At 71.3% G+C, this 26,308-nt stretch carries 30 protein-coding genes and 1 riboswitch; of the genes, 12 read left to right on the forward strand and 18 right to left on the reverse strand.

Going from position 1 to position 26,308, the window contains the following annotated elements:
• Window positions 1-49: 49 nt before the first annotated feature.
• Both ACWD3E_RS18995 and ACWD3E_RS19000 read right to left on the reverse strand, forming a co-directional pair.
• A complete protein-coding gene (locus ACWD3E_RS18995; RefSeq protein ID WP_451388702.1) occupies window positions 50-2,617 on the reverse strand; it encodes an ABC transporter permease in 2,568 nt (855 codons plus the stop codon).
• A 4-nt stretch (window positions 2,618-2,621) separates the two neighbouring features.
• A complete protein-coding gene (locus ACWD3E_RS19000; RefSeq protein ID WP_451388703.1) occupies window positions 2,622-3,434 on the reverse strand; it encodes an ABC transporter ATP-binding protein in 813 nt (270 codons plus the stop codon).
• 148 nt (window positions 3,435-3,582) lie between these two features.
• Here ACWD3E_RS19000 and ACWD3E_RS19005 point away from each other — a divergent pair, with 148 nt between their 5' ends.
• Both ACWD3E_RS19005 and ACWD3E_RS19010 read left to right on the forward strand, forming a co-directional pair.
• Window positions 3,583-3,843 (forward strand): toxin-antitoxin system HicB family antitoxin, encoded by a 261-nt coding sequence (locus ACWD3E_RS19005; RefSeq protein ID WP_451388704.1) that lies wholly within the window; start codon window positions 3,583-3,585, stop codon window positions 3,841-3,843.
• A 4-nt stretch (window positions 3,844-3,847) separates the two neighbouring features.
• Window positions 3,848-4,222, forward strand: coding sequence for a fic family toxin-antitoxin system, toxin component (locus tag ACWD3E_RS19010; protein WP_451388705.1), 375 nt, complete (start codon window positions 3,848-3,850; stop codon window positions 4,220-4,222).
• Here the strand turns inward: ACWD3E_RS19010 and ACWD3E_RS19015 are convergent, their stop codons facing one another.
• The 4 genes from ACWD3E_RS19015 to bioB all read right to left on the reverse strand — a co-directional run bounded on the left by ACWD3E_RS19015 (window position 4,223) and on the right by bioB (window position 8,235).
• Complete coding sequence (locus ACWD3E_RS19015; RefSeq protein WP_451388706.1) at window positions 4,223-4,915, reverse strand: class I SAM-dependent methyltransferase; 693 nt, start codon at window positions 4,913-4,915, stop codon at window positions 4,223-4,225.
• A 96-nt stretch (window positions 4,916-5,011) separates the two neighbouring features.
• Window positions 5,012-5,728, reverse strand: a complete 717-nt coding sequence (gene bioD / locus ACWD3E_RS19020; RefSeq protein WP_451388707.1) for a dethiobiotin synthase — start codon at window positions 5,726-5,728, stop codon at window positions 5,012-5,014.
• A 1-nt stretch (window position 5,729) separates the two neighbouring features.
• Window positions 5,730-7,010, reverse strand: a complete 1,281-nt coding sequence (locus ACWD3E_RS19025) for an adenosylmethionine--8-amino-7-oxononanoate transaminase (protein ID WP_451388708.1) — start codon at window positions 7,008-7,010, stop codon at window positions 5,730-5,732.
• Window positions 7,003-8,235, reverse strand: a complete 1,233-nt coding sequence (gene bioB / locus ACWD3E_RS19030) for a biotin synthase BioB (protein ID WP_451388709.1) — start codon at window positions 8,233-8,235, stop codon at window positions 7,003-7,005. Before bioB ends, ACWD3E_RS19025 begins: the two co-directional genes overlap by 8 nt.
• A gap of 147 nt (window positions 8,236-8,382) precedes the next feature.
• Between bioB and ACWD3E_RS19035 the strand changes: the two genes are divergently transcribed.
• A complete protein-coding gene (locus ACWD3E_RS19035) occupies window positions 8,383-9,510 on the forward strand; it encodes an 8-amino-7-oxononanoate synthase (RefSeq protein WP_451388710.1) in 1,128 nt (375 codons plus the stop codon).
• A 114-nt stretch (window positions 9,511-9,624) separates the two neighbouring features.
• Here the strand turns inward: ACWD3E_RS19035 and ACWD3E_RS19040 are convergent, their stop codons facing one another.
• Both ACWD3E_RS19040 and ACWD3E_RS19045 read right to left on the reverse strand, forming a co-directional pair.
• A complete protein-coding gene (locus ACWD3E_RS19040; RefSeq protein ID WP_451388711.1) occupies window positions 9,625-9,849 on the reverse strand; it encodes a DUF397 domain-containing protein in 225 nt (74 codons plus the stop codon).
• Between the two features lie 9 nt (window positions 9,850-9,858).
• Window positions 9,859-10,725, reverse strand: coding sequence for a helix-turn-helix domain-containing protein (locus ACWD3E_RS19045; RefSeq protein WP_451388712.1), 867 nt, complete (start codon window positions 10,723-10,725; stop codon window positions 9,859-9,861).
• 213 nt (window positions 10,726-10,938) lie between these two features.
• On the opposite strand from ACWD3E_RS19045, the gene ACWD3E_RS19050 reads away from it, so the two are divergent.
• Complete coding sequence (locus tag ACWD3E_RS19050) at window positions 10,939-11,397, forward strand: ATP-binding protein (RefSeq protein WP_451388713.1); 459 nt, start codon at window positions 10,939-10,941, stop codon at window positions 11,395-11,397.
• A 22-nt stretch (window positions 11,398-11,419) separates the two neighbouring features.
• Here ACWD3E_RS19050 and ACWD3E_RS19055 read toward each other — a convergent pair whose 3' ends face one another.
• From ACWD3E_RS19055 to ACWD3E_RS19065, 3 genes are all read right to left on the reverse strand, one after another.
• Window positions 11,420-11,893, reverse strand: coding sequence for a C40 family peptidase (locus ACWD3E_RS19055; RefSeq protein ID WP_451388714.1), 474 nt, complete (start codon window positions 11,891-11,893; stop codon window positions 11,420-11,422).
• Window positions 11,894-11,896: 3 nt separating this feature from the next.
• Window positions 11,897-12,035, reverse strand: a riboswitch (cyclic di-AMP (ydaO/yuaA leader).
• Between the two features lie 433 nt (window positions 12,036-12,468).
• Window positions 12,469-12,774, reverse strand: coding sequence for a hypothetical protein (locus ACWD3E_RS19060; RefSeq protein WP_451388715.1), 306 nt, complete (start codon window positions 12,772-12,774; stop codon window positions 12,469-12,471).
• A 7-nt stretch (window positions 12,775-12,781) separates the two neighbouring features.
• A complete protein-coding gene (locus tag ACWD3E_RS19065; RefSeq protein WP_451388716.1) occupies window positions 12,782-13,417 on the reverse strand; it encodes an ATP-dependent Clp protease proteolytic subunit in 636 nt (211 codons plus the stop codon).
• Between the two features lie 98 nt (window positions 13,418-13,515).
• On the opposite strand from ACWD3E_RS19065, the gene ACWD3E_RS19070 reads away from it, so the two are divergent.
• The 8 genes from ACWD3E_RS19070 to ACWD3E_RS19105 all read left to right on the forward strand — a co-directional run bounded on the left by ACWD3E_RS19070 (window position 13,516) and on the right by ACWD3E_RS19105 (window position 20,324).
• The gene (locus tag ACWD3E_RS19070) at window positions 13,516-13,815 is read left to right on the forward strand and encodes a type II toxin-antitoxin system Phd/YefM family antitoxin (RefSeq protein WP_451388717.1); all 300 of its coding nucleotides are present in this window, start codon (window positions 13,516-13,518) and stop codon (window positions 13,813-13,815) included.
• Window positions 13,816-14,037: 222 nt separating this feature from the next.
• Window positions 14,038-14,340: an urease subunit gamma gene (locus tag ACWD3E_RS19075; protein ID WP_451388718.1), complete on the forward strand. Its 303-nt coding sequence runs from the start codon at window positions 14,038-14,040 to the stop codon at window positions 14,338-14,340.
• A gap of 11 nt (window positions 14,341-14,351) precedes the next feature.
• Window positions 14,352-14,663, forward strand: coding sequence for an urease subunit beta (locus ACWD3E_RS19080; RefSeq protein WP_451352204.1), 312 nt, complete (start codon window positions 14,352-14,354; stop codon window positions 14,661-14,663).
• Entirely contained in the window at window positions 14,656-16,377 is a 1,722-nt protein-coding gene (locus ACWD3E_RS19085; protein WP_451388719.1) for an urease subunit alpha, read from the forward strand. Before ACWD3E_RS19080 ends, ACWD3E_RS19085 begins: the two co-directional genes overlap by 8 nt.
• Before the next feature lie 10 nt (window positions 16,378-16,387).
• Entirely contained in the window at window positions 16,388-17,062 is a 675-nt protein-coding gene (locus tag ACWD3E_RS19090; protein ID WP_451388986.1) for an urease accessory protein UreF, read from the forward strand.
• Window positions 17,063-17,129: 67 nt separating this feature from the next.
• Entirely contained in the window at window positions 17,130-17,807 is a 678-nt protein-coding gene (gene ureG, locus ACWD3E_RS19095) for an urease accessory protein UreG (RefSeq protein ID WP_451388720.1), read from the forward strand.
• Window positions 17,804-18,565, forward strand: coding sequence for an urease accessory protein UreD (locus tag ACWD3E_RS19100; RefSeq protein ID WP_451388987.1), 762 nt, complete (start codon window positions 17,804-17,806; stop codon window positions 18,563-18,565). The genes ureG and ACWD3E_RS19100 overlap by 4 nt, the downstream gene beginning before the upstream one ends.
• Window positions 18,566-18,728: 163 nt before the next feature.
• On the forward strand, window positions 18,729-20,324 hold the full coding sequence (locus tag ACWD3E_RS19105; RefSeq protein WP_451388721.1) for an alpha/beta hydrolase: 1,596 nt from the start codon (window positions 18,729-18,731) through the stop codon (window positions 20,322-20,324).
• A 59-nt stretch (window positions 20,325-20,383) separates the two neighbouring features.
• Here ACWD3E_RS19105 and ACWD3E_RS19110 read toward each other — a convergent pair whose 3' ends face one another.
• The 7 genes from ACWD3E_RS19110 to ACWD3E_RS19140 all read right to left on the reverse strand — a co-directional run bounded on the left by ACWD3E_RS19110 (window position 20,384) and on the right by ACWD3E_RS19140 (window position 26,303).
• Window positions 20,384-21,112, reverse strand: coding sequence for a lysophospholipid acyltransferase family protein (locus tag ACWD3E_RS19110; protein WP_451388722.1), 729 nt, complete (start codon window positions 21,110-21,112; stop codon window positions 20,384-20,386).
• A 146-nt stretch (window positions 21,113-21,258) separates the two neighbouring features.
• Window positions 21,259-22,479, reverse strand: a complete 1,221-nt coding sequence (rocD, locus tag ACWD3E_RS19115) for an ornithine--oxo-acid transaminase (protein WP_451388723.1) — start codon at window positions 22,477-22,479, stop codon at window positions 21,259-21,261.
• Window positions 22,476-23,288 carry a dimethylargininase gene (ddaH, locus tag ACWD3E_RS19120; protein WP_451352211.1) on the reverse strand — a complete coding sequence of 271 codons (813 nt, stop codon included), beginning with the start codon at window positions 23,286-23,288 and terminating at the stop codon, window positions 22,476-22,478. The genes rocD and ddaH overlap by 4 nt, the downstream gene beginning before the upstream one ends.
• Before the next feature lie 164 nt (window positions 23,289-23,452).
• A complete protein-coding gene (locus tag ACWD3E_RS19125; RefSeq protein ID WP_451388724.1) occupies window positions 23,453-23,938 on the reverse strand; it encodes an Lrp/AsnC family transcriptional regulator in 486 nt (161 codons plus the stop codon).
• Between the two features lie 57 nt (window positions 23,939-23,995).
• Complete coding sequence (locus ACWD3E_RS19130; protein ID WP_451388725.1) at window positions 23,996-24,163, reverse strand: hypothetical protein; 168 nt, start codon at window positions 24,161-24,163, stop codon at window positions 23,996-23,998.
• A gap of 58 nt (window positions 24,164-24,221) precedes the next feature.
• Window positions 24,222-25,172, reverse strand: a complete 951-nt coding sequence (locus ACWD3E_RS19135; RefSeq protein WP_451388726.1) for a cytochrome c oxidase assembly protein — start codon at window positions 25,170-25,172, stop codon at window positions 24,222-24,224.
• A 105-nt stretch (window positions 25,173-25,277) separates the two neighbouring features.
• Entirely contained in the window at window positions 25,278-26,303 is a 1,026-nt protein-coding gene (locus ACWD3E_RS19140) for a 6-phosphofructokinase (RefSeq protein ID WP_451352215.1), read from the reverse strand.
• Window positions 26,304-26,308 lie beyond the last annotated feature (5 nt).

Genomic DNA, 26,308 nt, shown 5'->3' on the forward strand with positions numbered 1-26,308 from the left:
CACTGCGACGCCCGGCACGCACTCCAATTCGACGACAGGACCCAGCGGCTCACTCGTGCGCGATCGCCGCCAGCACGTTCATCCGCGAGGCCCGCAGCGCCGGCAGCAGCGCCGCCACGATGCCCACCACCGCCGAACCGATCACGACCGCGACGATCGTCCCCCAGGGGAACGCGAGCGCCGTCAGGCCGCGCAGCGCGAGCACCTGCTGCATGCACACGCCCCACACGAGGCCGAGCCCGAGACCGAGGACCGCGCCGAACACCGCGATCACCACCGACTCCAGCCGGATCATCCGGCGCAGCTGCCGGCGGCCGAGCCCGATCGCGCGCAGCAGCCCGATCTCCCGGGTGCGCTCCACCACCGACAGGGCGAGGGTGTTGACCACGCCGAGCACGGCGATGACGATCGCGAGGCCCAGCAGGGCGTACACGAGGTAGAGCAGCACGGCGATCTGGTCGTGCACCAGCTTCTTGTAGTCGGCCTGGTTGCGCACCTGGACCTGCGGGAACGGCGTGAGTTCCCGTTCCAGGCGGGTGCGCAGGTCCTGCGCCGTCGTGCCGGGGGCCGCGTTGACGTAGAGCGAGGACTCCTGCCCGCCGGGCACGTACTTCTCGACCGTCGCGAGCCCGAAGAACATGCCGCCCTGGGTGCCGAAGCCGCCGGCGGTGCCCTGGTCGGTGAGCGCACCGACCGTCAGCTCGGTGTGGCGTCCGCCGGGGAACTCGACCGGGAGCACGCTGCCGACCCGCACATGGTGGTCCTTCGCGAAGTCGACGTCCATCGCCATGTGCCCGTCCGCCAGCGCCGCCGCCGAGCCGCCCTGGGCGTACGTGAGGTGCACGACGTCGTCGAGCCGCGTGCCGTATCCGGCGGCGGCCGTCTTCACGCGCGAGCCGTCCGGCAGCTGTACGGCGACAGGGGTGAACCGCTGCCGTACGACGAGGCCGACGCCGTCCGTGGCGGCCACCTTGTCCGTGATCTCCTTGGTGAACGGCGTGAAGTTGGTGTTCTGGACGATGAAGTCGGCGCCCAGCGTCCTGTCGATCTGCCGGTCGAACGACGCCGACAGGGAGGCGCTCGCCACCGACATCCCGCCGACCAGGGCGAGGCCCACCATCAGCGCGGCGGCCGTGGCGCCGGTACGGCGCGGATTGCGCAGGGCGTTGCGCTGGCTCATCCGGCCGACCGAGCCGAACAGCGCGGGGAAGGCCCCGCCCAGGACGCGGATCACCGGCCGCACCAGCAGCGGTCCGGCGACCACGGTCGCGATCAGCGTCAGGACCACACCGAGACCCAGCAGCGAGGCCGCCGAGGCGGTCTTCGTGGCCGCCGCGCACCCGGCCAGCGCAGCCGCACCGGCCAGCCCGACCACCGACCCGGCGATCGCCCGCATCTTCAAGGGCTTGCCCACCCCGGCGACTTCGGCGTCCGCGAGCGCCGCCATCGGCGAGACGGCCGCCGCGCGCCGCGCGGGCAGATACGCGGCGACGAAGGTGACGCCGATGCCGACGACGTACGCCACGACGGGCGTGGACCAGCCGATCACCATCTCCGTGGCCTTCAGGTTCATGCCGAAGGCACCCATCAGCCGGATCAGACCGGCCGCCAGCCCGATCCCGGCCGCGAGCCCCAGCGTCGAGCCGACGAGCCCGAGCAGCAGCGCCTCCGTGAGCACCGAGCGCCGCACCTGCCGCCGGTCCGCGCCCAGCGCCCGCATCAGGCCCAGTTCGCGGGTGCGCTGGGCGATCAGCATGGAGAAGGTGTTGACGATGAGGAAGACACCGACCAGCACCGCGACACCGGCGAAGCCCAGCATCACGTACTTGATCACGTCCAGGAAGCCGCCGAGGGAGGCCGCGGCCGACTTGGCCTGCTCGTCGGCGGTCTTCACGTCGTAGGTACCGGTGCCGATCGCGGCGCCGACACGGCGCTTCAGCTCCGCGTCGGTGACGCCCTTCGCCGCGTCCACCGAGATGCTGGTGGCCTTCGCGGCGGACCCGAGCAGCTCCCGGCCCGCCACCGCCGGGTCCAGGTACACCAGGGCCGCGCCCGGGTTGGTCGTGGTGAACGTGGCGATGCCGACCACGCGCACCTCGACCGTGCCGGGCTGCGCCTGGAGGGTCAGCGTGTCGCCGATGTGCACGTGCTTCTTGTCCGCGGTGTCCGCGTCCAGCAGCGCCTCGTGGGCGCCGTTCGGGGCATGGCCCGAGGTCAGCTTCACCGGGCTGCGGTCGGTGACGTACCAGGCGGTGGCGATGGTGGGGGCGCCGGTGGTCGGGCCGACGTTCTTGTTGTGGCTGTCGACCACCACGACGTTCTGCACCGACACGTCCGCGTGCGCCGCCGCGACCCCGTCGACCTGTGCCACCTGGTCCCGCAGCGCGGCGGGCACGGTCTGCGCCGCACCGCTCGCCACACGGGACTTCAGCTCCTCCTTCGGCTCCACCGTCACATCGGCGGCGGTGGAGGCGAACAGCCGGTCGAAGGTGCGGGTGACGGTGTCGGAGAAGATGAGGCTGCCCGAGACGAACGCCACGGACAGGATCACGGCCAGCGCGGACAGGGCCAGCCGCCCCTTGTGCGCGAGGAAACTCCTCAGGGTCGCCTTCAGCACGGGGTCAGCCCTCCTGGGCGGTGAGGTCGTCGGCGAGCCGCTCGCGTACGACGTCGAACCGTTTCATCCGTTCGAGTACGGCGTCGGCCGTGGGCCGTTCCATCTGGTCCACGATCCGCCCGTCGGCGAGGAAGAGCACGAGGTCGGAGTGGGCAGCGGCGCCGGGGTCGTGGGTGACCATGACGACGGTCTGCCCGAGCTCGTCCACCGAGCTGCGCAGGAAGCCCAGCACCTCCAGACCGGCCCGCGAGTCCAGGTTGCCGGTCGGTTCGTCGGCGAAGATCAGCTCCGGCCGGGAGGCCAGCGCCCGCGCGCAGGCGACGCGCTGCTGCTGGCCGCCGGAGAGCTGCGCCGGGCGGTGGGTCAGGCGCCCGCGCAGGCCGAGCGTGTCGATGACCTGGTCCAGCCACGCCTGGTCGGGCTTCTTGCCCGCGATGTCCATCGGCAGGGTGATGTTCTCGGCCGCGTTCAGCGTCGGGATGAGGTTGAACGACTGGAACATGAACCCGATCCGGTCCCGCCGCAGCCGGGTGAGTTCCCGTTCCTTCAGCCCCGTGATCTCGGTGTCACCCAGCCACACCTGACCGGCCGACACCGTGTCGAGGCCGGCGAGGCAGTGCATCAGTGTGGACTTGCCAGAGCCCGAAGGACCCATCACCGCGGTGAAGCGCCCGCGCGCGATGTCGACGTCCACCGAGTCCAGGGCGAGCACCGCCGTCTCGCCCGAGCCGTACGCCTTGGTCAGCCCACGGGCGCGGGCCGCGATCGTGTCGCCCGGCGCGCGGTCCGGGGCCTGCTCCGCAGTTGTTGTGGACAAGACTGCCTCCCGGTCGCCTCGACGTCCCGACTCCTTGGTCCGAGCCGACCCTATTCTGACCGGTCGCACAACCGGAATCCCGTCAGGATTGGCCTCCTCTTGCCGCACTCCCTTGCTGCCGCTAGCGTCCCGGCGCTAGCTTCGAGGCATGGCCAAGACTCAGCTGAACGTGCGCGTGGACGAGGACACCGCCCGCGCGGCCCGCGAGCGCGCCCTGGCCCGCGGGATGAGCGTCAACCGCTACATCGAAGAGCTGGTCAGACAGGACGCGGGGGAAGCCGGCCGCACGTTCGTGGAGGCCGCCGCCGACTTCATGAAGCAGTACGAGTCCGTGTTCGCCGAGGAGTTCGCCGAGACGCGCGGCTCCGGCACCGGCACCGGCACCGCTACCGGCGACGGGCGCCGCTGAGCCCTTGAACGAGCTCAGCATCGACCTCGCCTGGCTGCTCATGCTCGCCGAACAGAAGACGTCCGGGGATCCGCAGGTCACCGACTGGGGCGCGCTGGTCGCCGCCGTCGCCCGGCACCGGGCCGACATATTCGGCGTGCCCGTCTACGACTCGCCGCACGCCCGCGCCGCCGCCCTGCTCCAGTTGCTCGTCCACATACCGGCGCTGGAGCGCTCCAACGCGCTGTTCGCCTCGGCCGTCGCCTACGGCTACCTGGTCGCCAGTGGCCTGAAGCCCGTCACCACCCCCGAGCAGGTCCGCGACCTCGCCCGGCTGGTGAAGGACGGAGAGGCGAGCGTGGACGACATCGCGCGGGAGCTGCGCCGCTGGAGCCTGTGATCAGGACTCTGCGGGCTGCCGCGGCCGGTGGGCCGTGCCCAGCGTGCAGAAGGACATGGGCAGCTTCGGCCCGTTCTCCGGCAGCAGCATCCGCCGGTGCGGCCCCAGTTCGAACCCGGCCTCACGCAGCGCGGCGACCGGATCGCGGCCCAGATGGCAACCGCCGTTCAGCACGGGCCACACCGTCCGGTCCAGCGCCCGCTGGGCCAGCCGCATCACCCGCCCGCCGCCGCTCCCGTGTTCGAAGAACCGCACTTCGCCGCCGGGCCGCAGCACCCGCCGCGCCTCGGCCAGCGCCCGCGGCACGTCCCGCACGCTGCACAGCACCAGCGACAGCACGACCGCGTCGAAGGCCTCGCTCTTGACCGGCAGTGCCTCCGCCGCGCCCGGCACCACGTCGACCGGCACCTCCGCGCGTACGGCGGCCTCCAGCGCCAACTTCCTGAGCAGCGGCTCGGGTTCGATCGCGACGACCTCCGCGACGGTGCCCGGATAGTGCGCGAAGTTGAGCCCGTTTCCCGCGCCGATCTCGATGACCCGCCCGGACAGCCCGGCGAGCAGCCGCTCGCGCACCCCGGCCATCCCGAGCCGGGTCTCGGCGCCCACGCTCAGCCAGGCGTAGTAGCGGGCGAACAACGGGTGGTGGACGGGGCTCCGCGCCTCCTTGCCGGAGCCGGTGGACAACAGCCGCATGGGAACCTCCCGGACAGGACCGCCTGGGAAGAGTGTCCCCCCAGCCGGACCTCCGGTCGACCCCGGCCGTCGCCCCCGGCGTGCGCGGAGCCTAGGCTACGGCGCCTCCCGCACCCGGAACGCCTCCGCGTCCCAGGTGCCGTCCAGCCGCGGTGCCAGCCAACCCGGGGCCGCCGCACGGAAGTCGGCGGGGGCCAGGCGGCTCGCGCCGGCGGGAAGCGCGCCCAGCAGCGGGGCTCCCGCGACCTCCGGCAGGTCGGCCACGTTGCAGCGGCTCGCCAGGTCGGCGTCCTTTGACCAGCTTCCGATCACGACACCCGCCAACTCGACCTTGCGTGCCCGCAGTTCGCGCGCGGTCAGCTCGGTCGAGTTCAGCGTGCCGAGCCCGGCCGGGGCCACCACCACTACCGGTGCGCGCAGCGCCTCGGCGGCGTCCGCCAGGGTGCCGCCCGCCGCGTCGAACCGTACGAGCAGCCCGCCCGCGCCCTCGACCAGCACCAGATCGTGCTCGGCGGCCAGCTTGGCCGCGGCCTCGGCCACCTCGTGCGGGTGCACCGGCGCCATTCCGGCTCGCCGGGCCGCCGTACCCGGCGCCAGCGGCTCGGGGTAACGGGCCAGCTCGGTGGCCGTGACCGGGCCCGCGAGCCGCGCGACCTCGGCGGCGTCCCCGTGCTCGTCGGGGCCCACTCCCGTCTGCGCGGCCTTCAGCACGGCCACCGACCGGCCGGCCGCGAGTGCCGCCGCGGCGACGGCGGCGGTCGTGACCGTCTTGCCGATCTCCGTGCCCGTCCCCGTGATGATCAGAACCGGCATATCAACCCTCCCGCGCCGCGGCGCACACCGCGCGCGCGATCCGTGCCACGTCGTCGTCGGAGCTGACGTAGGGCGGCATCGTGTAGACCATGTCGCGGAACGGGCGCAGCCACACGCCCTCCCGCACGGCGGCCCGGGTGGCGGCGGCCATGTCGACCTCGTGGTCGAGCTGGACGACCCCGATGGCACCCAGGACGCGGACGTCCTTCACCCCGGGCAGTTCGGCGGCGGGTGCGAGGCCCTCCCGCAGTCCCGCCTCGATCCGCCGCACCTCGGACTGCCAGTCCTGGCCGAGCAGCAGCTCGATCGAGGCGCAGGCGACGGCCGCGGCGAGCGGGTTGCCCATGAAGGTCGGCCCGTGGGCCAGCACCGGCACCTCGCCCTGCGAGATGCCGTCGGCCACCCGCGCGGTGCACAAGGTGGCCGCCATCGTGAGATAGCCGCCGGTCAGGGCCTTGCCCACGCACATCACGTCCGGGGTGACCCCCGCGTGCCCGGCCGCGAACAGCTCGCCGGTGCGGCCGAAGCCGGTGGCGATCTCGTCGAACACCAGCAGCACGTCGTGCGCGTCGCACGCCTCGCGCAGCACCCGCAGATACTCGGGGGAGTGGAAGCGCATCCCGCCCGCGCCCTGCACCACCGGCTCCACGATGACCGCCGCCAGTTCGTGGGCGTGGGCCTCGATCAGCGACCGCAGATGCCCGGCGTACGACTCCTGGTACTCCGTCGGGGGCGCGTCCGCGAACACCTGGCGCTGGAGCACCCCGGTCCACAGCTCGTGCATCCCGCCCTGGGGGTCGCACACCGACATCGGCTGCCAGGTGTCCCCGTGGTAGCCGCCCCGCCAGGTCATCAGCCGCTGCTTCTGCGGGCGGCCGAGCGAGCGCCAGTACTGCAGGCACATCTTCACCGCGACCTCGACCGACACGGACCCGGAGTCGGCCAGGAACACATGCTCCAGACCGTCAGGCGACAAGTCGACAAGGAGCTTCGCGAGCCGCACGGCGGGCTCGTGCGTGAGCCCGCCGAACATGACATGGCTCATCCGGCCCAGCTGCCGCTGCACGGCCTCGTTGAGGACCGGGTGGTTGTAGCCGTGGATCGCCGACCACCAGGACGACATCCCGTCGACGAGTTCGCCCGAGCCGTCCGCGAGCTTCAGCCGGACCCCGCTCGCCGACTCCACGACGAGCGGTTCGGCACGTCCGGGCATCGGGCCGTACGGATGCCACACATGCCGCCGGTCCAGCTCCAGCAGCTCGGGCACGCCCAGCTCAGGCATTGGGCGCGATGTCCGTTCCGGCGCCCCGGCGGCGGACGGCGACGAGGTCGGTGCGCGGCTCGTTCGCCGAAGCCGCAGGCGCGGATGCGGGCACGGACGCCGTACCGCACACGTCCCCTCCCTCGTGCGAGCCGCACACGGACCCGCAGCCGCCGCCCTCGTGCGACCCGCAGCCCGCCTCGGCGTGCGATCCGCAGCCGCCACGGGCGCCCTGGACGTCGGCCCGGTGCTTCGGCAGCGTGACCTGGTCGGCGCCCTCCACCTCGAAACCGGCGTCGGCGATCATCTCCAGGTCGGCCTTGCCCGCCTGGCCCTCGCTGGTCAGGTAGTCGCCGAGGAAGATCGAGTTGGCCAGGTTCAGGGCGAGGGGCTGCATCGAGCGCAGGTGGACCTCACGGCCGCCCGCGATACGCACCTCCACGTCGGGGCAGACGAAGCGGACCATCGCGAGGATGCGCAGGCAGCGCTGCGGGGTGAGGTTCCACTCCTTGGCCAGCGGGGTGCCCTCGAACGGGATCAGGAAGTTGACCGGCACCGAGTCCGGGTCCAGCTCGCGCAGCGAGTAGACCACGTCCACCAGGTCCTCGTCGCTCTCGCCCATGCCCGCGATCAGACCGGAGCAGGCGGACAGACCGGCCGCGTGCGCCTTCTGCACCGTGTCCACCCGATCGGCGTACGTGTGGGTGGTGGTGATGTCCCCGTACGTGGCCTCGGAGGTGTTGAGGTTGTGGTTGTAGGCGTCGGCACCGGCCTCACGCAGCCGCTCGGCCTGGCCGTCGGAGAGCAGACCGAGGCACGCGCACACCTCGACGCCCTCGTTCTGGTCCTTGATCGCCTTGATCGTCCGGGAGACCCGGTCCACGTCGCGGTCCGTCGGACCGCGTCCGCTGGCCACCAGGCAGACCCGCTTGGCACCGCCGGCCAGGCCCGCGGCGGCGGCCTGCGAGGCCTCGTCCGGCTTGAGCCAGGTGTACTTCAGGATGCCGGCCTCGGAGCCGAGCCGCTGGGAGCAGTAGGAGCAGTCCTCCGGGCACAGGCCGGACTTGAGGTTGACCAGGTAGTTGAGTTTCACGCGCCGGCCGAACCAGTGCCGGCGCACCTTGCCGGCCGCGGCCACCACATCGAGCAGGTCGTCGTCGGAGGTGGCGAGTACGGCGAGTGCTTCCTCGCGGGTCGGCAGCTCGCGCCGAAGCCCCTTTTCCACCAGCGTGTTCAGCAGGTCCATGAGGTCTGATCCTGTCTTACGCGACCGCCCCGGGCCAATGTGAGTTTGAACAACGCGGACGGTTCACCGTGTGGGTATCGCCACACCCTGGGCGGCTCGGCGTCCGGCTAGGGTCTGTCCGCTACCTACAAATGCCCCGGAGGACCCATGGCGTTCGGCTGGATCGACGAGCAGGCCGAGGCGCGCCGCCGCGCCGGACTCGTACGGACGCTGCGCCCGCGCCCCGCCGACTCGCCGCTGCTGGACCTCGCGAGCAACGACTACCTGGGCCTGGCCCACCACCCCGACGTCGCCGAGGGAGCCGCCCAGGCCGCCCGGGCGTGGGGCGGCGGCTCCACCGGTTCCCGGCTGGTCACCGGCACCACCGAACTCCACACCGAGCTGGAGCGCGAACTGGCGGAGTTCTGCGGCTTCGAGGCGGCTCTGGTCTTTTCGTCCGGTTATGCCGCGAACCTGGCCGCCGTGACCGCGCTGGGCCCGCACGGCTCGCTGATCGTCTCGGACGCGGGCAACCACGCCTCGCTGATCGACGGCTGCCGGCTCGCCCGGGGCAGCACGCAGGTGGTCGGGCACGCCGACCCGGAGGCCGTGTGCAAGGCGCTGAGCACGCACGAGGGACCGGCGATCGTCGTCTCCGACACCGTGTTCTCCGTCGACGGCGACGCGGCCCCGCTGGCCGAACTGGCCGCGGCGTGCCGGGAGCACGGCGCCGGGCTGGTCGTGGACGACGCCCACGGGCTCGGCGTGCTGGGTGACGGCGGCCGGGGAGCGCCGAACGAGGCCGGGCTCGCGGGCGCGGACGACGTGGTCGTCACGGCCACGCTGTCCAAGTCGCTGGGCAGCCAGGGCGGGGTGGTGCTGGGCCCGGCCCGGGTGATCGACCACCTGGTCAACGCGGCCCGGACGTTCATCTTCGACACCGGCCTCGCCCCCGCCGCGGCGGGGGCGGCGCTGGCGGCGCTGCGGCTGCTGCGCCGTGAGCCGGAGCGGGCGGCACGGGCCCGTGAGGTGGCCGCGGAACTGCACGCACGCCTGACCGCCGCGGGTCTGGAAGCGGTGCGTCCGGACGCCGCGGTGGTCTCGGTGCGGGCCCCGTCCCCGGAGAGCGCCGTGCGCTGGGCGGCCGACTGCCGTTCGGCCGGTCTTGCCGTGGGCTGCTTCCGTCCTCCTTCCGTGCCCGACGGCATCTCGCGGCTGCGGCTGACCGCCCGCGCGGACCTCTCCGGGTCCGAGATCGAACGCGCTGTACGGGTCATCGACGAGGCGCGACCATGAGTCGGCGTGACACGGCCGGGCTTCGCACGCATCTGATCGGATCTGATCGGTAGCGGTTGGTCGGGGTCAGGGTCAGGGTCGGGGTCGGGGTCGGGGTCGGTCGGGATCCGCGGGTCACCGGAGCGCGGCCACGAACCCCGCCCAGCTCCCGGGGGAGAAGAGCAGCGCGGGTCCGGCCGGGTTCTTGGAGTCGCGCACGGCGAGCAGTCCGGCCCGCGGGCCGGAGCGCGGCCGGGCCGTCTCCACGCAGTTGTTCGCTCCCGTGCTGTAGCTGCTGCGCAGCCATTGCGCATCGTGCAGATCGGTACTGATCGGGACGTGCCGAGGCAGTACTGACATGGTGCCTCCTTACGCGCCGTCACCTATCCCGGCGATGTAATCCAACGATTCCTCGGGTGAAAGGGCGTGGATGCGAAGGGTGTTGAAGGCCTCCGAGTAAGCCACGAGGTCTTCTTTCCGTTCCAGATAGAGGCTACTCGTCAATTGGTCGAGAACAACCACGTCCAGATCAGAAGTGCTCGGAAATGAGAAGATTACGAAAGGTCCCGTGAGGCCGACATGTGCCCCGGCTCCGAACGGAAGTACCTGTAGCCGTACTTGGGGCAGCCGCGCCGCCTGCAGCAACCGCTCCAGCTGCCGGGCCATCACCTCCGGGCCGCCGACCTCGCGCCGGAGCACCGCCTCGTCCAGTACGGCGTCCAGGTGCAGCGGCGGATCCGAGTGGAGCACGTCCTGCCTGGCCAGACGCACTTCCACTAACGCGTCCAGCGCCTCCTCGTCCAGGCTCTTCACGGCCGCCCGGGTCACCGCGCGGGCGTACTCGGGCGTCTGGAGCAGACCCGGGACCACCGTGGTCTCCAGGGTGCGCATGCCACTGGCCTGTGACTCGAGGCTGATGAAATCGCGATAGGTCGGCGGCAATACCCCGCGGTACGCATGCCACCAGCGGTTGCGTGCGCCGACCGCGTTCTCCTCGGCACCGGCCAACAACAGTAGTAACTCACGGAGTTGGGCGTCCCGAACCGCGTACGCGTCCAGGAGTATGCGCACATCGGCCGGTTTCACGCCGCTGGCACCCGTCTCGATACGGCTCACTTTCGACTGGTGCCAGCCCACCAGCCGGGCGGCCTCGCCACTCGTGAGCCCAGCCTCGGCGCGCAGCGTGCGCAGTTCGGCGCCCAGTTTGCGGCGGCGCACCGCGGGACCGTTCTGCATGGGCTCCTCCTTACTCCTTCCGGGCCGCCCAAATACGTGCTCCCGTCGCAGAGTTCACCGCTTTGAGCGACAGATATATGCATATCTTGGTGGATCGCTCCCCTGACCGGCCCGGTAATGGCAGTCTGGCGAAGAAGCACCAGTCCGGGACCGTACTCGAACCATCCGCTCCTTTGTCGGACTCCGGTCCCGTGGGAAAGGGACGACCTCGCCATGGCAGACCATCTGGAAGCATCCGTCACTCTGCCGAGCGATCCGGCCTCGGTCTCCGTCGCCCGCTCCTACGTCGTGGGCACCCTCGCGGAGTGGGGCCTGCCGTCGGACACCGACGTGGCCGACACCGTGCGACTCATCGTCTCCGAACTCGCCACGAACGCCGTACAGCACACCTTCGGCCAGTCACCCACCTTCACGGTCGACATCGCGCTGCACCGTGACGAACACCTGCGCATCGGCGTCACAGACAGTCATCCACGCTTTCCGAAGAGACTGCCCGCCGCGGTCCAGCAGGACAACGGCCGCGGCATGGTCATCATCCGCTGGCTCACCGCCGAGTGCGGCGGCAAACTCCGCGTCCGCCCCACCCGCGAGGGCGGCAAGACGGTCTCCATCGAGCTCCCGTGGACGATCCCGGCCGAACCGGTGCCGGCGGCCGGCCAGCAGGAGCCCTGACCGTCCACGGGGTGAGGAGCCCTCAGCTGACCCGGCCGTACCAGACGCTCCGCGTCCAGATCCTCTCCAGCTTCACCACGTCACCCGTCTTCGGGGCGTGCCAGATCTTCCCGTGTCCGGCGTAGATGCCGACGTGGTAGATGCTCGAACCCGAGTGGAAGAACACCAGGTCGCCCGCCCTGCGGCTGCCGGCCGAGATGTGGTGCGTCTTGTTGTACTGCTGGGCGGCCGTACGCGGCAGGGTCTTGCCCACCTTCTTGTACGAATAGAGCGTCAGCCCCGAGCAGTCGAACCTGCGCGGCCCGCTGGCGCCCCACTGGTACGGGGCGCCCCTCTTGGAGGCCGCGACCTGGAGCGCCTTCGTGGCCGTGGTGGCGGCCGAGGCCTCGGTGGCCAGACCCGGGACCGCGATCGTGCCGCCCACGGCGGCGAGAGTGAGTGCCGAGGCCGTGCCGGCCCGGGCCATCAGTGACGGGACACGATTGAGCGCAGTCATGCGCAACCCTTCGTCAGCCGCCTGTGAAGGATGACCTGTCGGATTCGGGCTGGCGAAGTTGCCCGGCCGCGTTGCCGCGGCTTCACCCCAAGGGCCTGCTCGGAACCTCCGCCCGTCCGCGCTGTGCGGACGAACCTCCGTTCCGGCGACCCGCCTTGCTCGGGTCCTCCACTCCTGCCGATCCACTCCTGTCGACCTGTCGTCCGGGCGGCGGCAGGACTCGGCGTCCGCCCGGACCGCCCCGCCGCGGTGGCGGGGGCTTGTCGTCGGACAGGGATCTTCACCCACAGGTGTCCGAAAATCCCAATGGAATCGGGGATTTGTGGTGTTACTCACCACTCACCCGTTCGGGTGGACATGGGTGCGTTCGAGACACCGTCAGTTCCCTTACAGGGCCCCGGACCTGGGACGGAGCGCGTTCGGGCCCCCTCGGACGAGCGCCGTGCGCAAGCCGAGGGGGCCCGGAAAAGGATCCGTGAATACGCCGGCCGTGGGTCCGCCGTTCGGGCCGTTTCAACTCCCGCCCGGGCGCGGCTTCGACACGCGGTTCCCGGCGTCTCGGATATGTGTCCGGATCAGCCGACACCGTCGGGCGGGAGCGCGACGCGAGCGGTACGGCGCTCACCGTCGAGCACCCGCAAAGCCCGTGCCAGCGTGTCCCCGTGCAGCTCCGTCTCACCCCGACGGTGCATCAGCACCAGCGCGTCGCGCAGCTCGGACGCCTTGTGCACCAGCGCCTGCGCCGCGCGCAGCCCGCGGTAGGTGTCACCGTCGTGCGCCGGGTTGATCCGGCCCAGCAGATCGACGGTCTCCAGGTAACGGTCTATCAACTCGCCCTCGGCCCGTGTCAGCGCGGGCAGCGGAGGCAGGTCCGGCAGCATCGGCGGCTCACCCGGCCTCGGGCGCGCCGGGCACGGTCCTGCGGCTGGGGACGACGCCGTCCACCAGTCCGTACTCCAGCGCTGCCGTGGCGTCCAGGATCAGATCCCGCTCCAGGTCCCGGTCGACCTGCTCCTCCGTACGGCCGGTGTGCCGCGCGAGCATCTCCGCCGTCAGGGTGCGCACCCGCTCCAACTCCTGGGCCTGGATGACGAGGTCGCTGGGCATCCCCCGCACCGGCTCGCCGAGACCGGGCTGTTCGATCACCATCCGCGCTCCCGGCAGCGTGAACCGCCTGCCCGGGGCCCCGGCCGCGAGCAGGACGGCGGCGGTCCCGGCGGCCTGCCCCAGGCAGTAGGTCCCCACCGGGCAACTGACGTACTGCATGGTGTCGTAGATCGCCGCCAGCGCCCCGAAGGAGCCGCCCGGGGAGTTGATGTACAGCGTGATCTCCCGGTCCGGGGCCGCGTGTTCGAGGTACATGAACTGCGCCGTCACGTCGTTGGCCGCCGTGTCGTCGAGCGGTGTCCCCAGGAAGACCACCCGGTCCTCGAAGAGCTTGGCGTAGGGATCGAGCGTGCGGTGGCCCGTCCCGGTGCGCTCGGTGAACTCAGGCAGGACGTGACGGGCTGACGGTCGGGTCATGGGCATACCCCTCCTCGCGGCAGAGCCTTCGCCGGCCGGGCTTCCGGCCTGGCTTCTGTAAAAAATGTACAGGACGTACGTGACGTTATGATGGGGGTATGGCCTACGAGATTCCGGTGACGCAAGCCAGGGCTGAGCTCGCCGACCTGATCAATCGGGTGGTGTACGGCGGCGAGCGCGTCGTCGTGACCCGGCACGGCAAGCCCCTGGTCGCGCTGGTCTCCGCCGCCGACCTGGAGCGGCTCGATGCCCTGGACGCCCTCGACGCCGCTGACGACCCCGCCGAGGAGCAGGTGATCAGCTCCGTGTCCCGGATGCGCGAGGTGGCGTCCGCTCCGCGCGAACGGCAGCAGCGGTTCGGGATCGCGGCCGAACACCGGGGGCCCGGCGTCTCGTGACGGGGTATCAGCGGACCCATCGCGCGGTCATACGCTGATCAAGGTCCGGTTAACGTGGCTGAAACTCCGGCAAACTAGCCTGCCGATCCACGCCACCAGGGGTTTTTCTGTCCGTGTTGCCCACGGCCGGGCCATTTGTCTGTGTGTTACACCTGTTCCCCGTCGCGGTGGCTGCGGCAGCCGGACCCCGCACGGTCCGGAGCAAGGACTGTGAGGTGGGACGTGCAACTGACCCCGCACGAGCAAGAGAGGCTGCTGATCCATGTGGCAGCCGACGTCGCCGAGAAGCGCAGGGCCCGCGGGCTCAAGCTGAACCACCCGGAAGCGGTCGCCCTCATCACCTCGCACATCCTCGAGGGCGCGCGGGACGGCCGTACGGTCGCCGAGCTGATGTCCTCCGGTCGCAAGCTCCTCACCCGGGACGACGTCATGGACGGGATCCCCGAGATGATGCACGACGTCCAGGTCGAGGCCACCTTCCCGGACGGCACCAAGCTCGTCACCGTCCACGAGCCGATCATCTGAGGGAGGCCGCGATGATTCCCGGAGAGATCCTCTTCGCGGACGACCCGATCGTCTGCAACGAGGGCCGCGAGGTCACGCCCCTCACCGTCCTCAACGCCGCCGACCGCCCCGTCCAGGTCGGCTCCCACTACCACTTCGCCGAGGCCAACCCCGGCCTGGAGTTCGACCGTGCCGCCGCCCGCGGCAAGCGGCTGAACATCGCCGCCGGCACCGCCGTGCGCTTCGAACCCGGCATCCCCGTCGCCGTCGAACTCGTGCCCATCGCCGGCGCCCGGATCGTGCCGGGGCTGCGCGGGGAGACCGGAGGCGCCCTCGATGCCTGAGATCTCCCGCGGCGCGTACGCCGACCTGTTCGGGCCCACCACCGGCGACCGCATCCGGCTCGCCGACACCGACCTGCTGATCGAGATCGAGGAGGACCGCTCCGGCGGCCCCGGGCAGGCCGGGGACGAGGCGGTCTTCGGTGGCGGCAAGGTCATCCGCGAGTCCATGGGCCAGTCCCGGGCCACCCGGGCCGACGGCACCCCGGACACCGTCATCACCGGGGTCGTCATCGTCGACCACTGGGGTGTCGTCAAGGCCGACGTCGGCATCCGGGACGGCCGGATCACCGGCATCGGCAAGGCCGGCAACCCCGACACCATGGACGGCGTACACCCCGACCTGGTCATCGGCCCGGAGACCGAGGTCGTCGCGGGCAACGGGCGGATCCTGACCGCCGGTGCCGTCGACGCGCACGTCCACTTCATCTGCCCGCAGATCGCCGACGAGGCGCTCGCCTCCGGCGTCACCACCCTGGTCGGCGGCGGCACCGGACCCGCCGAGGGCTCCAAGGCGACGACCGTGACACCCGGTCCCTGGCATCTTGCGCGGATGTTCGAGGCGATGGAGGCCTACCCGGTCAACGTCGGCTTCCTGGGCAAGGGCAACACCGTCTCCCACGAGGCGATGCTCTCCCAGATCCGCGGCGGCGCGGCGGGCCTGAAGCTGCACGAGGACTGGGGCTCCACCCCGGCCGTCATCGACGCCGCGCTCACCGTCGCCGACCGCACCGGCATCCAGGTCGCCATCCACACGGACACGCTGAACGAGGCCGGGTTCGTCGGCGACACCCTCGCCGCCGTCGCGGGCCGGGGCATCCACGCGTACCACACCGAGGGCGCGGGCGGCGGGCACGCACCGGACATCATGAGCGTGGTCTCCGAGCCGCACGTGCTGCCCAGCTCGACCAACCCGACCCGGCCGTTCACCGTCAACACCGCCGAGGAACACCTCGACATGCTGATGGTGTGCCACCACCTCAACCCGGCGGTCCCGGAGGACCTGGCGTTCGCCGAGTCCCGGATCCGGCCGTCCACCATCGGCGCGGAGGACATCCTCCACGACCTCGGCGCGATCTCGATCATCTCCTCCGACTCCCAGGCCATGGGGCGGGTGGGCGAGGTGATACTGCGGACCTGGCAGACCGCGCATGTGATGAAGCGGCGGCGGGGCGCGCTGCCGGGCGACGGTCGCGCGGACAACCACCGCGTACGCCGCTATGTCGCCAAGTACACGATCAACCCCGCGCTCGCCCAGGGCCTCGCCGCCGAGATCGGCTCCGTCGAGACCGGCAAGCTCGCCGACCTGGTGTTGTGGGAGCCCGCGTTCTTCGGGGTCAAGCCGCTCCTCGTACTCAAGGGCGGGCAGATCGCGTACGCGCAGATGGGCGACGCCAACGCTTCCATCCCCACCCCGCAGCCGATCCTGCCGCGCCCGATGTACGGGGCGATCGGCCGGGCCCCGGCCGCCAACTCGGTCAACTTCGTGGCCCCCTTGGCGATCGAGGACGGGCTGCCGGAGCGGCTCCGGCTCGGCAAGCGGTTCGCGGCGATCGAGTCGACGCGTCGGGTCACCAAGGCCGACATGCGCGAGAACGACGCCCGGCCCGACGTACGGATCGACCCCGACAGCTTCGCCGTGCACATCGACGGGGAGCTGGTCGAGGCGACACCGGCCGCCGAACTGCCCATGGCCCAGCGCTACTTCCTCTTCTGATGGCGTCGTGATGGTACGGGCAGCACTTCTCGTCCTGGCCGACGGCCGCTTCCCCGCCGGAGGGCACGCGCACTCCGGCGGGGCGGAGGCCGCCGTCAAGGCGGGCCGGATCACCTGCGCCGCGAGCCTGGAGGACTTCTGCCGGGGGCGGCTGCACACCACCGGGCTGGTCGCGGGCGCGCTTGCGGCTGCCGCCGTACTCGGCGTGGAACCCCGGGAGTTGGACGCCGCCGCCGACGCGCGTACGCCGTCACCCGCACTGCGGGGCACTGCACGCAGGCTCGGCCGGCAGCTGCTGCGGGCCGCTCGGGCGAGCTGGCCGTCCGCCGAACTCGACGCGCTGGCCCGGGAGTTTCCCAAAGGGGCCCATCAACCAGTGGTGCTGGGGCTTGCCGCTCGGGCGGCCGGACTGGGGCCGCTGGACGCCGCGTACTGCGCGGCGTACGAGAGTGTGAGCGGGCCGGCGACTGCGACGGTGCGGTTGCTGAGCCTTGATCCGTTCGATGCGACCGGTGTACTGGCGCGGCTGGCGCCGGAGTTGGACCGCGTTGCGGACTCGGCGGTGGAGGCGGCGGGCAGGGTGCTCGACGAGGGTGTCGATGCGTTGCCTGCGGCGTCCGGGCCGTTGCTGGAGGCCGGGGCGGAGTGGCATGCGTCCTGGCCCGTGCGGTTGTTCGCGTCCTAGCGGGTTTCGCCCCCGCCGCCCCTACCCGTGGAATCAGCCGGACTCGGCTGGAAATTGGAGCCGCCGTATGCACCTCGATCACACCCACCCCGGCCCCGCCGCCCTCAGTGCCGACGCGCACCGCCCTGACGGCTCGCGCCGTGCCCTGCGTATCGGGCTCGGTGGGCCCGTGGGGTCCGGGAAGACCGCGACCGTCGCCGCGCTGTGCCGGGCGTTGCGCGACGAACTGTCCCTCGCCGTCGTCACCAATGACATCTACACCCGCGAAGACGCCGAGTTCCTGCTCCGGGAGGCCGTGCTGCCGCCCGAGCGGATCACGGCCGTGGAGACCGGGGCCTGCCCGCACACCGCGATCCGCGACGACATCTCCGCCAACCTCGAAGCCGTGGAGGACCTGGAGGAGGCCGTCGGGCCGCTGGACCTGATCCTCGTCGAGTCGGGCGGGGACAATCTCACCGCGACCTTCTCCAAGGGGCTCGTGGACGCGCAGATCTTCGTCATCGACGTGGCCGGCGGTGACGACATCCCGCGCAAGGGCGGGCCCGGTGTCACCACCGCCGACCTGCTCGTCGTCAACAAGACCGACCTCGCGCCGTACGTCGGCTCCGACCTCGCCCGCATGGCCGCCGACGCGAAGGCACAGCGGGCCGAACTCCCGGTCGTCCTCCAGTCGTTGCGGGGCGGGGACGGCGTCGCGGACGTGGCCGTGTGGGTGCGGGAGCGGCTCGCCGCGTGGGCGTCATGACCGCGGTGACCGGGATCCGGGCGCAGGCGCGGATCGTCGCCCGCGCCGACGGACGCGGCGGCACGGCCCTGCCCGTGCTGGACGGCGAGGGCCCGCTCGCGCTCCGCCGGACCAGGGGGAGCGGCGGCGAGGCGCGCGTGATGGTCGTCGGCGCGATGAGCGGGCCGCTCGGTGGTGACCGCTTCTCCGTACAGGCGAGCGTGGAGGAGGGCGCCCGGCTGCACGTGGGGTCGGCCGCCGCCACCATCGCGCTGCCGGGCCAGGCGAAGGGTGAGGCGCGCTACGACGTACGGCTCGACGTGGCCGACGGCGCCGAGCTGCACTGGCTGCCCGAGCAGCTGATCGCGGCCGGAGGCAGCGATCTGTACGTCACCACCCGGGCCGAACTCGGCGCCGGCGCACGGCTCGTGCTGCGCGAGGAGCAGGTGCTCGGGCGGGTGGGGGAGGAGCCCGGGCGGCTCACCAGCCGGCTCACCGTACGGATCGCGGGCCGGACCGTGCTGGACCAGGAGCTGTCCTGCGGGCCCGGGGCACCGGGCGGCTGGGACGGGCCCGCCGTGCTCGCCGGGCACCGATCGGTCGGTCAACTCGTGGTCGTACGCCCCGAGTTCGCCCAGCAGCCGGTGGCCGCCCGGATACTGGGGGAGTGCGCCGCACTGGTGCCGCTCGCCGGGCCCGCCGTCCTCGTCAGCGCCGTGGCCCCCGACGCGCTCAGGCTGCGGCGACTGCTGGACGAAGCGCTGACGCTGCTGGCGTGAGGGCGGGTGCTCCGTTCAGCCCAAAAGGCCGGCACTCCGCTCAGCGAGACGTGATCATCCGTTTATCGGATTGGTAAAGATGGGCTTCGACCCCTGTTCTTCGACGGTCCGCAGCCGGGAGGATCCCGGCCTGACCACTCAAAGACACAGGGGGAGGGCCAACTTGAGGGACAACCGACCGAAAGGCCGTCTGCTCGCGCTCGGTTCCGCCGGAGCGCTTGTCACGGCGACTCTGATAGCCGGCGCGGTGTCGGCGCCCGCGGCCAGCGCCGACAGCCGCCCGGCACGCGACCGCGAGGCCGTGGGCGCCGAGATCGCCGCCGCCCGTGCCGCCAAGGCCGGCATCGACTGGCAGGACTGCGCCGCCGACTGGGGGCTGGAGAAGCCCATCCAGTGCGGCTGGGTCAGCGTGCCGCTCGACTACGCGCATCCGTACGGAAAGCAGATCAAGCTCGCCGTCGACCACATCGGCAACACCGGGACCCCGCAGGAGCGCCAGGGCGCCCTCGTCTACAACCCGGGCGGTCCCGGCGGCTCCGGCCTGCGCTTCCCGCGCCGGGTCACCACCAAGAACCCGATCTGGGCGAACGTTTCCAAGGCCTACGACTTCGTGGGCTTCGACCCGCGTGGTGTCGGCCACTCCGCGCCCATCTCCTGCGTCGACCCGCAGGAGTTCGTCAAGGCGCCCAAGGCCGACCCGGTGCCCGACACCGAGGCGGACAAGACCGCGCAGCGGGGGCTCGCCCGCGCGTACGCCGAGGGCTGCGCCGAGCGCAGCGGCGAGATGCTGCCGTACATGACCACGCGGAACACCGCCCGCGACCTGGATGTCATCCGCGCCGCGCTGGGCGAGAAGAAGCTCAACTACCTCGGCGTCTCCTACGGCACCTACCTCGGCGCCGTCTACGGCACCCTCTTCCCGGGCCACCTGCGCCGCATGGTCGTCGACAGCGTGGTCAACCCCGCGCGCGAGAACATCTGGTACCAGGCCAACCTGGAGCAGGACGTCGCCTTCGAGGGCCGCTGGAAGGACTGGGAGGACTGGGTCGCCGCGAACGACGCCGCCTTCCACCTCGGCACCACGCGGGACGCGGTGCAGGCCAAGTGGCTGGAACTGCGCGCCACCGCGAAGAAGAACCCCATCGGCGGGGTCGTCGGCCCGGCCGAGCTGATCTCCTTCTTCCAGAGCGCCCCGTACTACGACTCCTCGTGGGTGCCGGTCGCGTCGGTCTTCAGCAAGTACGTCGCCGGTGACACGCAGGCGCTCGTCGACGCCGCAGCCCCCGACATGTCGGACACGGCCGGCAACATCAGCGCGGAGAACGGCAACGCCGTCTACACCGCCGTCGAGTGCGCCGACGCCAAGTGGCCCACCAGCTGGGACAGGTGGGACCGGGACAACACCCGGCTCAACAAGGACTACCCGTTCATGACCTGGGCCAACGCCTGGATGAACCTGCCCTGCGCCACCTGGCCGACCAGGCAGCTGACCCCGACGGACGTCCGGACCCACCGCGGCCTGCCGCCGGTGATGATCGTGCAGTCCACGCGCGACGCGGCGACCCCCTACCAGGGAGCCGTCGAACTGCACAACCGCTTCCAGGGCTCCCGCCTGATCACCGAGAGGGACGCGGGCTCCCACGGTGTGACCGGCCTGGTCAACCCGTGCATCAACAGCCGGGTGGACGCCTACCTGATCGACGGCAAGCTGGACAGCTCCGACGTGACCTGCGCGCCGCACGCGACGCCCAAGCCGTAACCGCTCCACTACGGCGACAAGGGGCGGCCGGAACCTCCGGCCGCCCCTTTGCCGTGCCGTCAGCTGAGCGGCGCCCGGGGGAACTTGCGGCCCTTCTCGGCCTTCGCTGCCGCCGCCTGCTCCGCCTTGACGACGGCCGCGTACTCGTCGACGTACTCCTGCTCGGACAGCGACAGGATCGCGTACATGATCTCGTCGGTGATGGCCCGCAGGACGGCCTTCTCGTGCTCCATGCCCGCGTAGCGGGAGAAGTCGAGCGGCTTGCCGAAGCGGATGGCGACGGGGTGGAGGTGCGGAATCACCTTGCCGGGCGGCTGCGCCTCGAACGTGCCGATCATGGCACAGGGCACGACCGGCACCCCGGCCTTCAGCGCCATGACGGCCACGCCGACCTTGCCCTTGTAGAGCCGGCCGTCGTGCGAGCGGGTGCCCTCCGGGTAGATGCCCAGCAGCTCGCCCTTGCTCAGCACGCCGAGCCCCTCGCGGATCGCCGCCTGGCCCGCCTCCTTGCCGGAGCGGTCCACCGGGATCTGCCCGGCGCTGCGGAAGAAGAACGCGGTGAGCCGGCCCTTGAGGCCCGGACCGGTGAAGTACTCCGCCTTGGCCAGGAAGGTGATCCGGCGTTTCAGGATCGCCGGCATCAGGAAGTGGTCGGAGAAGGACAGATGGTTGCCCGCGACGATCGCCGCTCCCGACTCCGGTACGTTCTCCAGCCCTTCGATCCGGGGCCGGAAGACCAGCCTGAGCAGGGGGCCCAGCAGCACGTACTTGAGCAGGTAGTAGAACAAGGGGTCGCTCCTCACTCCGGCTCAACCGCGACGTCACCTGACATTAAGTCGCAGTCCGGCCCGCATGACCAGGCCATCCGCACGGGCGCGGCGCACCGGCACAACAGCGAGGGGCCCACCCGGCTGGTCGGCCCCTCGCTGTTGTCCTACTCGCCCAGCACCTTCTCCAGCGCGCCCAGCGCGGAGCGCAGTTCCTCGGCCGTGATGGTCAGCGGGGGCGCCAGCCGGATCGTGGATCCGTGGGTGTCCTTGGCGAGGATCCCCTCCCGCATCAGGCGCTCGCTGATCTCCCGCCCGGTGCCGAGGGCCGGGTCTACGTCGACGCCCGCCCACAGCCCGCGCGCACGGAAGCCGGTCACGCCCCGGCCCACCAGCTGGGCCAGCCCGTCCCGCAGGATCTCGCCCAGCTCGGCCGCCCGGCGCTGGAACTCGCCGGTCTCCAGCAGCTCGACCACCGCCGTGCCGACCGCCGCCGCGAGCGGGTTGCCGCCGAACGTGGAGCCGTGCTCGCCCGGGTGCAGCACGCCCAGCACCTCGCGCCGGCCCACCACCGCCGACACCGGCACGATGCCGCCGCCCAGCGCCTTGCCGAGCAGCAGCACGTCCGGGACGACGTCCTCGTGCTCGACGGCGAGGGTGCGGCCGGTGCGCCCGAGGCCGGACTGGATCTCGTCCGCGATGAACAGGCAGCCCTTGCGGCGGGTCAGCTCGCGCACCCCGGCGAGGTAGCCGTCGTCCGGGATGATGACGCCCGCCTCGCCCTGGATGGGCTCGATCAGCACCGCCGCCGTCGTCTCGTCGACCGCCTCCTCCAGCGCGGCCAGGTCGTTGTACGGCACGATCCGGAAGCCGGGGGTGAACGGGCCGAAGCCGGTGCGGGCGGTCTCGTCCGTGGAGAAGCTGACGATCGTCGTCGTACGGCCGTGGAAGTTCTCCGCCGCCACGACGATCGTCGCCTGGTCGGCGGGGACGCCCTTCACGTCGTACGCCCACTTGCGGGCCACCTTGATGCCGCTCTCCACCGCCTCGGCGCCGGTGTTCATCGGCAGCACCATGTCGAGGCCGGTCAGCGCCGCGAGCCGCTCGGCGAACTCGGCGAGCCGGTCGTTGTGGAAGGCGCGCGAGGTGAGGGTGAGCCGGTCGAGCTGGCGGTGCGCGGCCTCGATCAGCGCCGGGTGCCGGTGGCCGAAGTTGAGCGCCGAGTAGCCGGCCAGCATGTCGAGGTAGCGGCGGCCCTCGACGTCCTCCACCCAGGTGCCCTCGGCGCCGGCCACGACCACGGGCAGCGGGTGGTAGTTGTGCGCGAGGACCGGCTCCTCCGCCCGGATCAGGTCGGCGGACGAACGGGTGCGGGCGGGCGCGGTCATGAGCGGATCTCCTGGGTGCAGCACTTGATGCCTCCGCCGGCCTTGTGGAACTCGGACAGGTCGACGGGGACGGGGACGTAACCGTGGTCGGTGAGGCGCTCGGCCAGCGCCTCGGCCTGGGGGGCGATGAAGACGTGCCGGCCGTCGGAGACGGAGTTCAGGCCGAACGTCATCGCGTCGTCGCGGGTGGCGAGCACCGCGTCCGGGTACAGGCGCTCCAGCACCTCCCGACTGCCCGGCGAGAACGCCTCCGGGTAGTACGCGATGTTGTCGTCGTCGAGGACGAACAGCGCCGTGTCGAGGTGGTAGAAGTACGGGTCCACCAGCGTCAGGCCGATCACCGGGTGGCCGAGGAACTCCTGCACCTCCCGGTGCGCCTCGCGGGTGGTGCGGAAGCCGGTGCCGGCCAGCACGTACCGGCCCGTCCACACCAGGTCGCCCTCGCCCTCGGAGGTCGACTCCGGGCGGTGGACGGCGTAGCCCGCCGCCTTGAACCAGGTGTCGTAGTGGTCCGACTCGGGGCGCCGCTCCGGCGCGTGGAACAGGGAGCCGAAGACCCGGCCGCCGACCACGAACGCCGCGTTCGCGGCGAAGACCATGTCGGGCAGGCCCGGGACCGGATCGACCGTCTCGACGGTGTGGCCGTGGGCCCGGTAGACGCGGATCAGTTCCTGCCACTGCTCCTGGGCCAGATCCACGTCGACGGGTGTGTCGGGATGCATCCAGGGGTTGATCGCGTACTGCACGGCGAAGTGTCTGGGTTCGCAGACGAGGAAGCGCCGAGCGCGCGCCACACGGCTGTCGGGCACAGAGGGTCTCCTCCGGTTCCTGTGTGTCACTGAGGGGTGGCACCAACGGTAGAAACCGAAACAGAGGATCGACAAGGAACGAAAGCTGCGCGCATACGCAGCATCACTGCGTTCTCATCAGGCAGAACGCATGATCACTGCGTAGGTCGAGGTTTAGAACCCGATCACTCCGGTGCGGCGAGGGTGGCGCCCGCTTCGGGACTCTCCGGGAGCAGGTGGGACAGCACCATGACGCTGATCGTCTTCCGGATGAACGGCTCGACACGGATCCGCTCCAGCACCTCCTCGAAGTGCTCCACGTCCCGCGCCCGCACATGCAGCAGCGCGTCGGCGCCGCCGGTCACCGTCATGGCTGCCGTGATCTCCGGATGGTTGCGCACGACCTCCGCCAGGCGCCGCGGCGGGGCGGCCCCCTCGCAGTACACCTCGACGTACGCCTCCGTGCGCCAGCCGAGCGCCGACGGCTTGACCGTCGCCGTGAACCCGGTGATCACACCGGTCTCCCGGAGCCGGTCCACGCGCCGCTTGACCGCGGTGGACGACAGCCCGATGGCCGCGCCGATCTCGGCGAAACTGGTCCGGGCGTTCGCCATCAACGCGGTGATGATCTTCCGGTCGAGGTCGTCGAACGAGGGGGTCCTGCTGTTCATGCGGGCACTGTAAGCCCTGCCCGCAGCAGGGCGTTCACGACAGGATGGCGGGGTCTTCTACGGCTGCGTGAGAACCATGGCGAGGGTCAGCAGCCCCAGCACCACCCAGCCGAACCAGAGCCACCCGTTGCTGCCGAGCGCGACGGTGTAGGCCGTGACGACGACGAGCCCGCCGACCGTCATCGCCCCCATCGCCTTGGTGGAACCGTGCGTGGAACCGGGCATCGCGACACCCTCCTCGTGGTTCGTCCTCCACCATGGTGCCCCGCGCCTGTTGAGCGAGCTAGTTCTCGTGCGTGCTCAGCGAGGCCAGGTAGGCGTTGTACGCCTCCAGCTCCTTGTCGCCGTCCCGGTCGGCGGCGCGGTCCTTGCGCTTGGCCTGCCGCTGTTCGGAGCCGTACCACTGGAACAGCAGCGCGATCAGCACCAGTACGGACGGGATCTCGCTGAAGGCCCAGGCGATGCCGCCGGCCGCGCTCTGGTCGGACAGAGCCTCGATGCCGAGCGAGGCCGGCGGGTTCTTGAACGTCTCCACCATCGGCGTCGACGCCATCATCAGCGCGATGCCGAAGAACGCGTGGAACGGCATGCCCGCGAACAGCTCCAGCATCCGCATCAGATGACCCGGCCGGCGCGGACCCGGGTCGACGCCGATGATCGGCCAGAAGAAGGCGACACCGACCGCGAGGAAGTGCACCATCATCGCGACGTGCCCGGCCTTCGAGCCCATCAGGAAGTCGAACAGCGGGGTGAAGTACAGCGCGTACAGGCTCGCGATGAACATCGGGATCGTGAACCCCGGGTGCGTGACGAACCGCATGTAGCGGCTGTGCAACAGCGCCAGCAGCAGCTCACGCAGCCCCTTGCGGCCCTTGCCCGCGGCCGGCAGCGCGCGCAGCGCCAGCGTGACCGGGGCGCCCAGCAGGATCAGGATCGGCGACAGCATGCTGATCACCATGTGCTGCACCATGTGCACGCTGAACATGACCATCCCGTAGTCGTTCAGCTTGGTGCACATCACCAGCCCGATGGTCAGCACGCCGGTGACGTACGACACGGTGCGGCCCACCGGCCACGCGTCCCCGCGCTGCCGCAGCCGCACGACCCCCCACCCGTACAGGCCGAGCCCCAGCAGGCAGGCGACGAGGAAGAAGGGGTCGGCGGACCACTCGAGCCCCCGCCCCAGCGTGAACGGCGGCAGATCCATCGTCATGCCGTGCCCGCTGTGATCCATCCGGCGGCTCCTGATTCGTGGGGGTTGTACGGTTTCTGTCCGCCCCCAAGAGTAGAACCGCCCCCGGCCACGGCCGTGACCGGGGGCGGGTTGTTCTCGTAGGAACTACAGCACGCACTCCGCCTCGTCGTACCGCTGGGCGGGAACCGTCTTCAGGGTCTCCACCGCCTCGGCCAGCGACACCATGACGATGTCGGTCCCGCGCAGGGCCGTCATCATCCCGAACTCCCCGCGGTGCACGGCCTCCACCGCGTGCCACCCGAAGCGCGTGGCCAGCACCCGGTCGTACGCCGTCGGCGTGCCGCCCCGCTGGACGTGTCCCAGGATCACCGGCCGCGCCTCCTTGCCGAGGCGGTGCTCCAGCTCGACCGACAGCTGCCGGGCGATGCCCGCGAAGCGCTCATGGCCGTAGATGTCCTTGCCGCCCTCGTCGAACTCCATGGAGCCGGGGCGCGGCTTGGCGCCCTCGGCGGCGACCACGATGGCGAACCGCTTGCCCGCCTCGAACCGCTCGCCGACCCGCCTCGTCAACTCCTCGATGTCGAAGGGCCGTTCCGGTACGACGATGGCGTGGGCGCCCGCCGCCATGCCGGAGTGCAGCGCGATCCAGCCGGTGTGCCGGCCCATGACCTCCACGACCAGCACCCGCTGGTGGGACTCGGCGGTGGTCTTCAGCCGGTCCAGCGCCTCGGTGGCGACGCCCACCGCCGTGTCGAAGCCGAACGTGACGTCCGTGACAGCGATGTCGTTGTCGATGGTCTTCGGGACGCCGACGACGGGCAGGCCGTTGTCCGACATCAGCCGGGCCGCCTTCAGTGTGCCCTCGCCGCCGATCGGGATGATCGCGTCCAGGCCCAGCTCCTCGACATGGCCCTTGGCCCGTTCAACCCCGTCCCGCAGGTGCGAGGGCTGGACCCGGGAGGAGCCGAGGATGGTGCCGCCGCGCGCCAGGATGCCGCCCACGGCATCCAGGTCGAGCTTCGTGTAGTCGCATTCCAGGAGGCCCTTCCAGCCGTCCCGGAAGCCGATGACCTCGTCGCCGTGGTCGGCCACGGCACGGTGCACGACGGACCGGATGACGGCGTTCAGGCCGGGGCAGTCGCCGCCGGACGTGAGGACACCAATGCGCATAGCCC

The organism is Streptomyces sp. NPDC002676 (genome assembly GCF_053592455.1).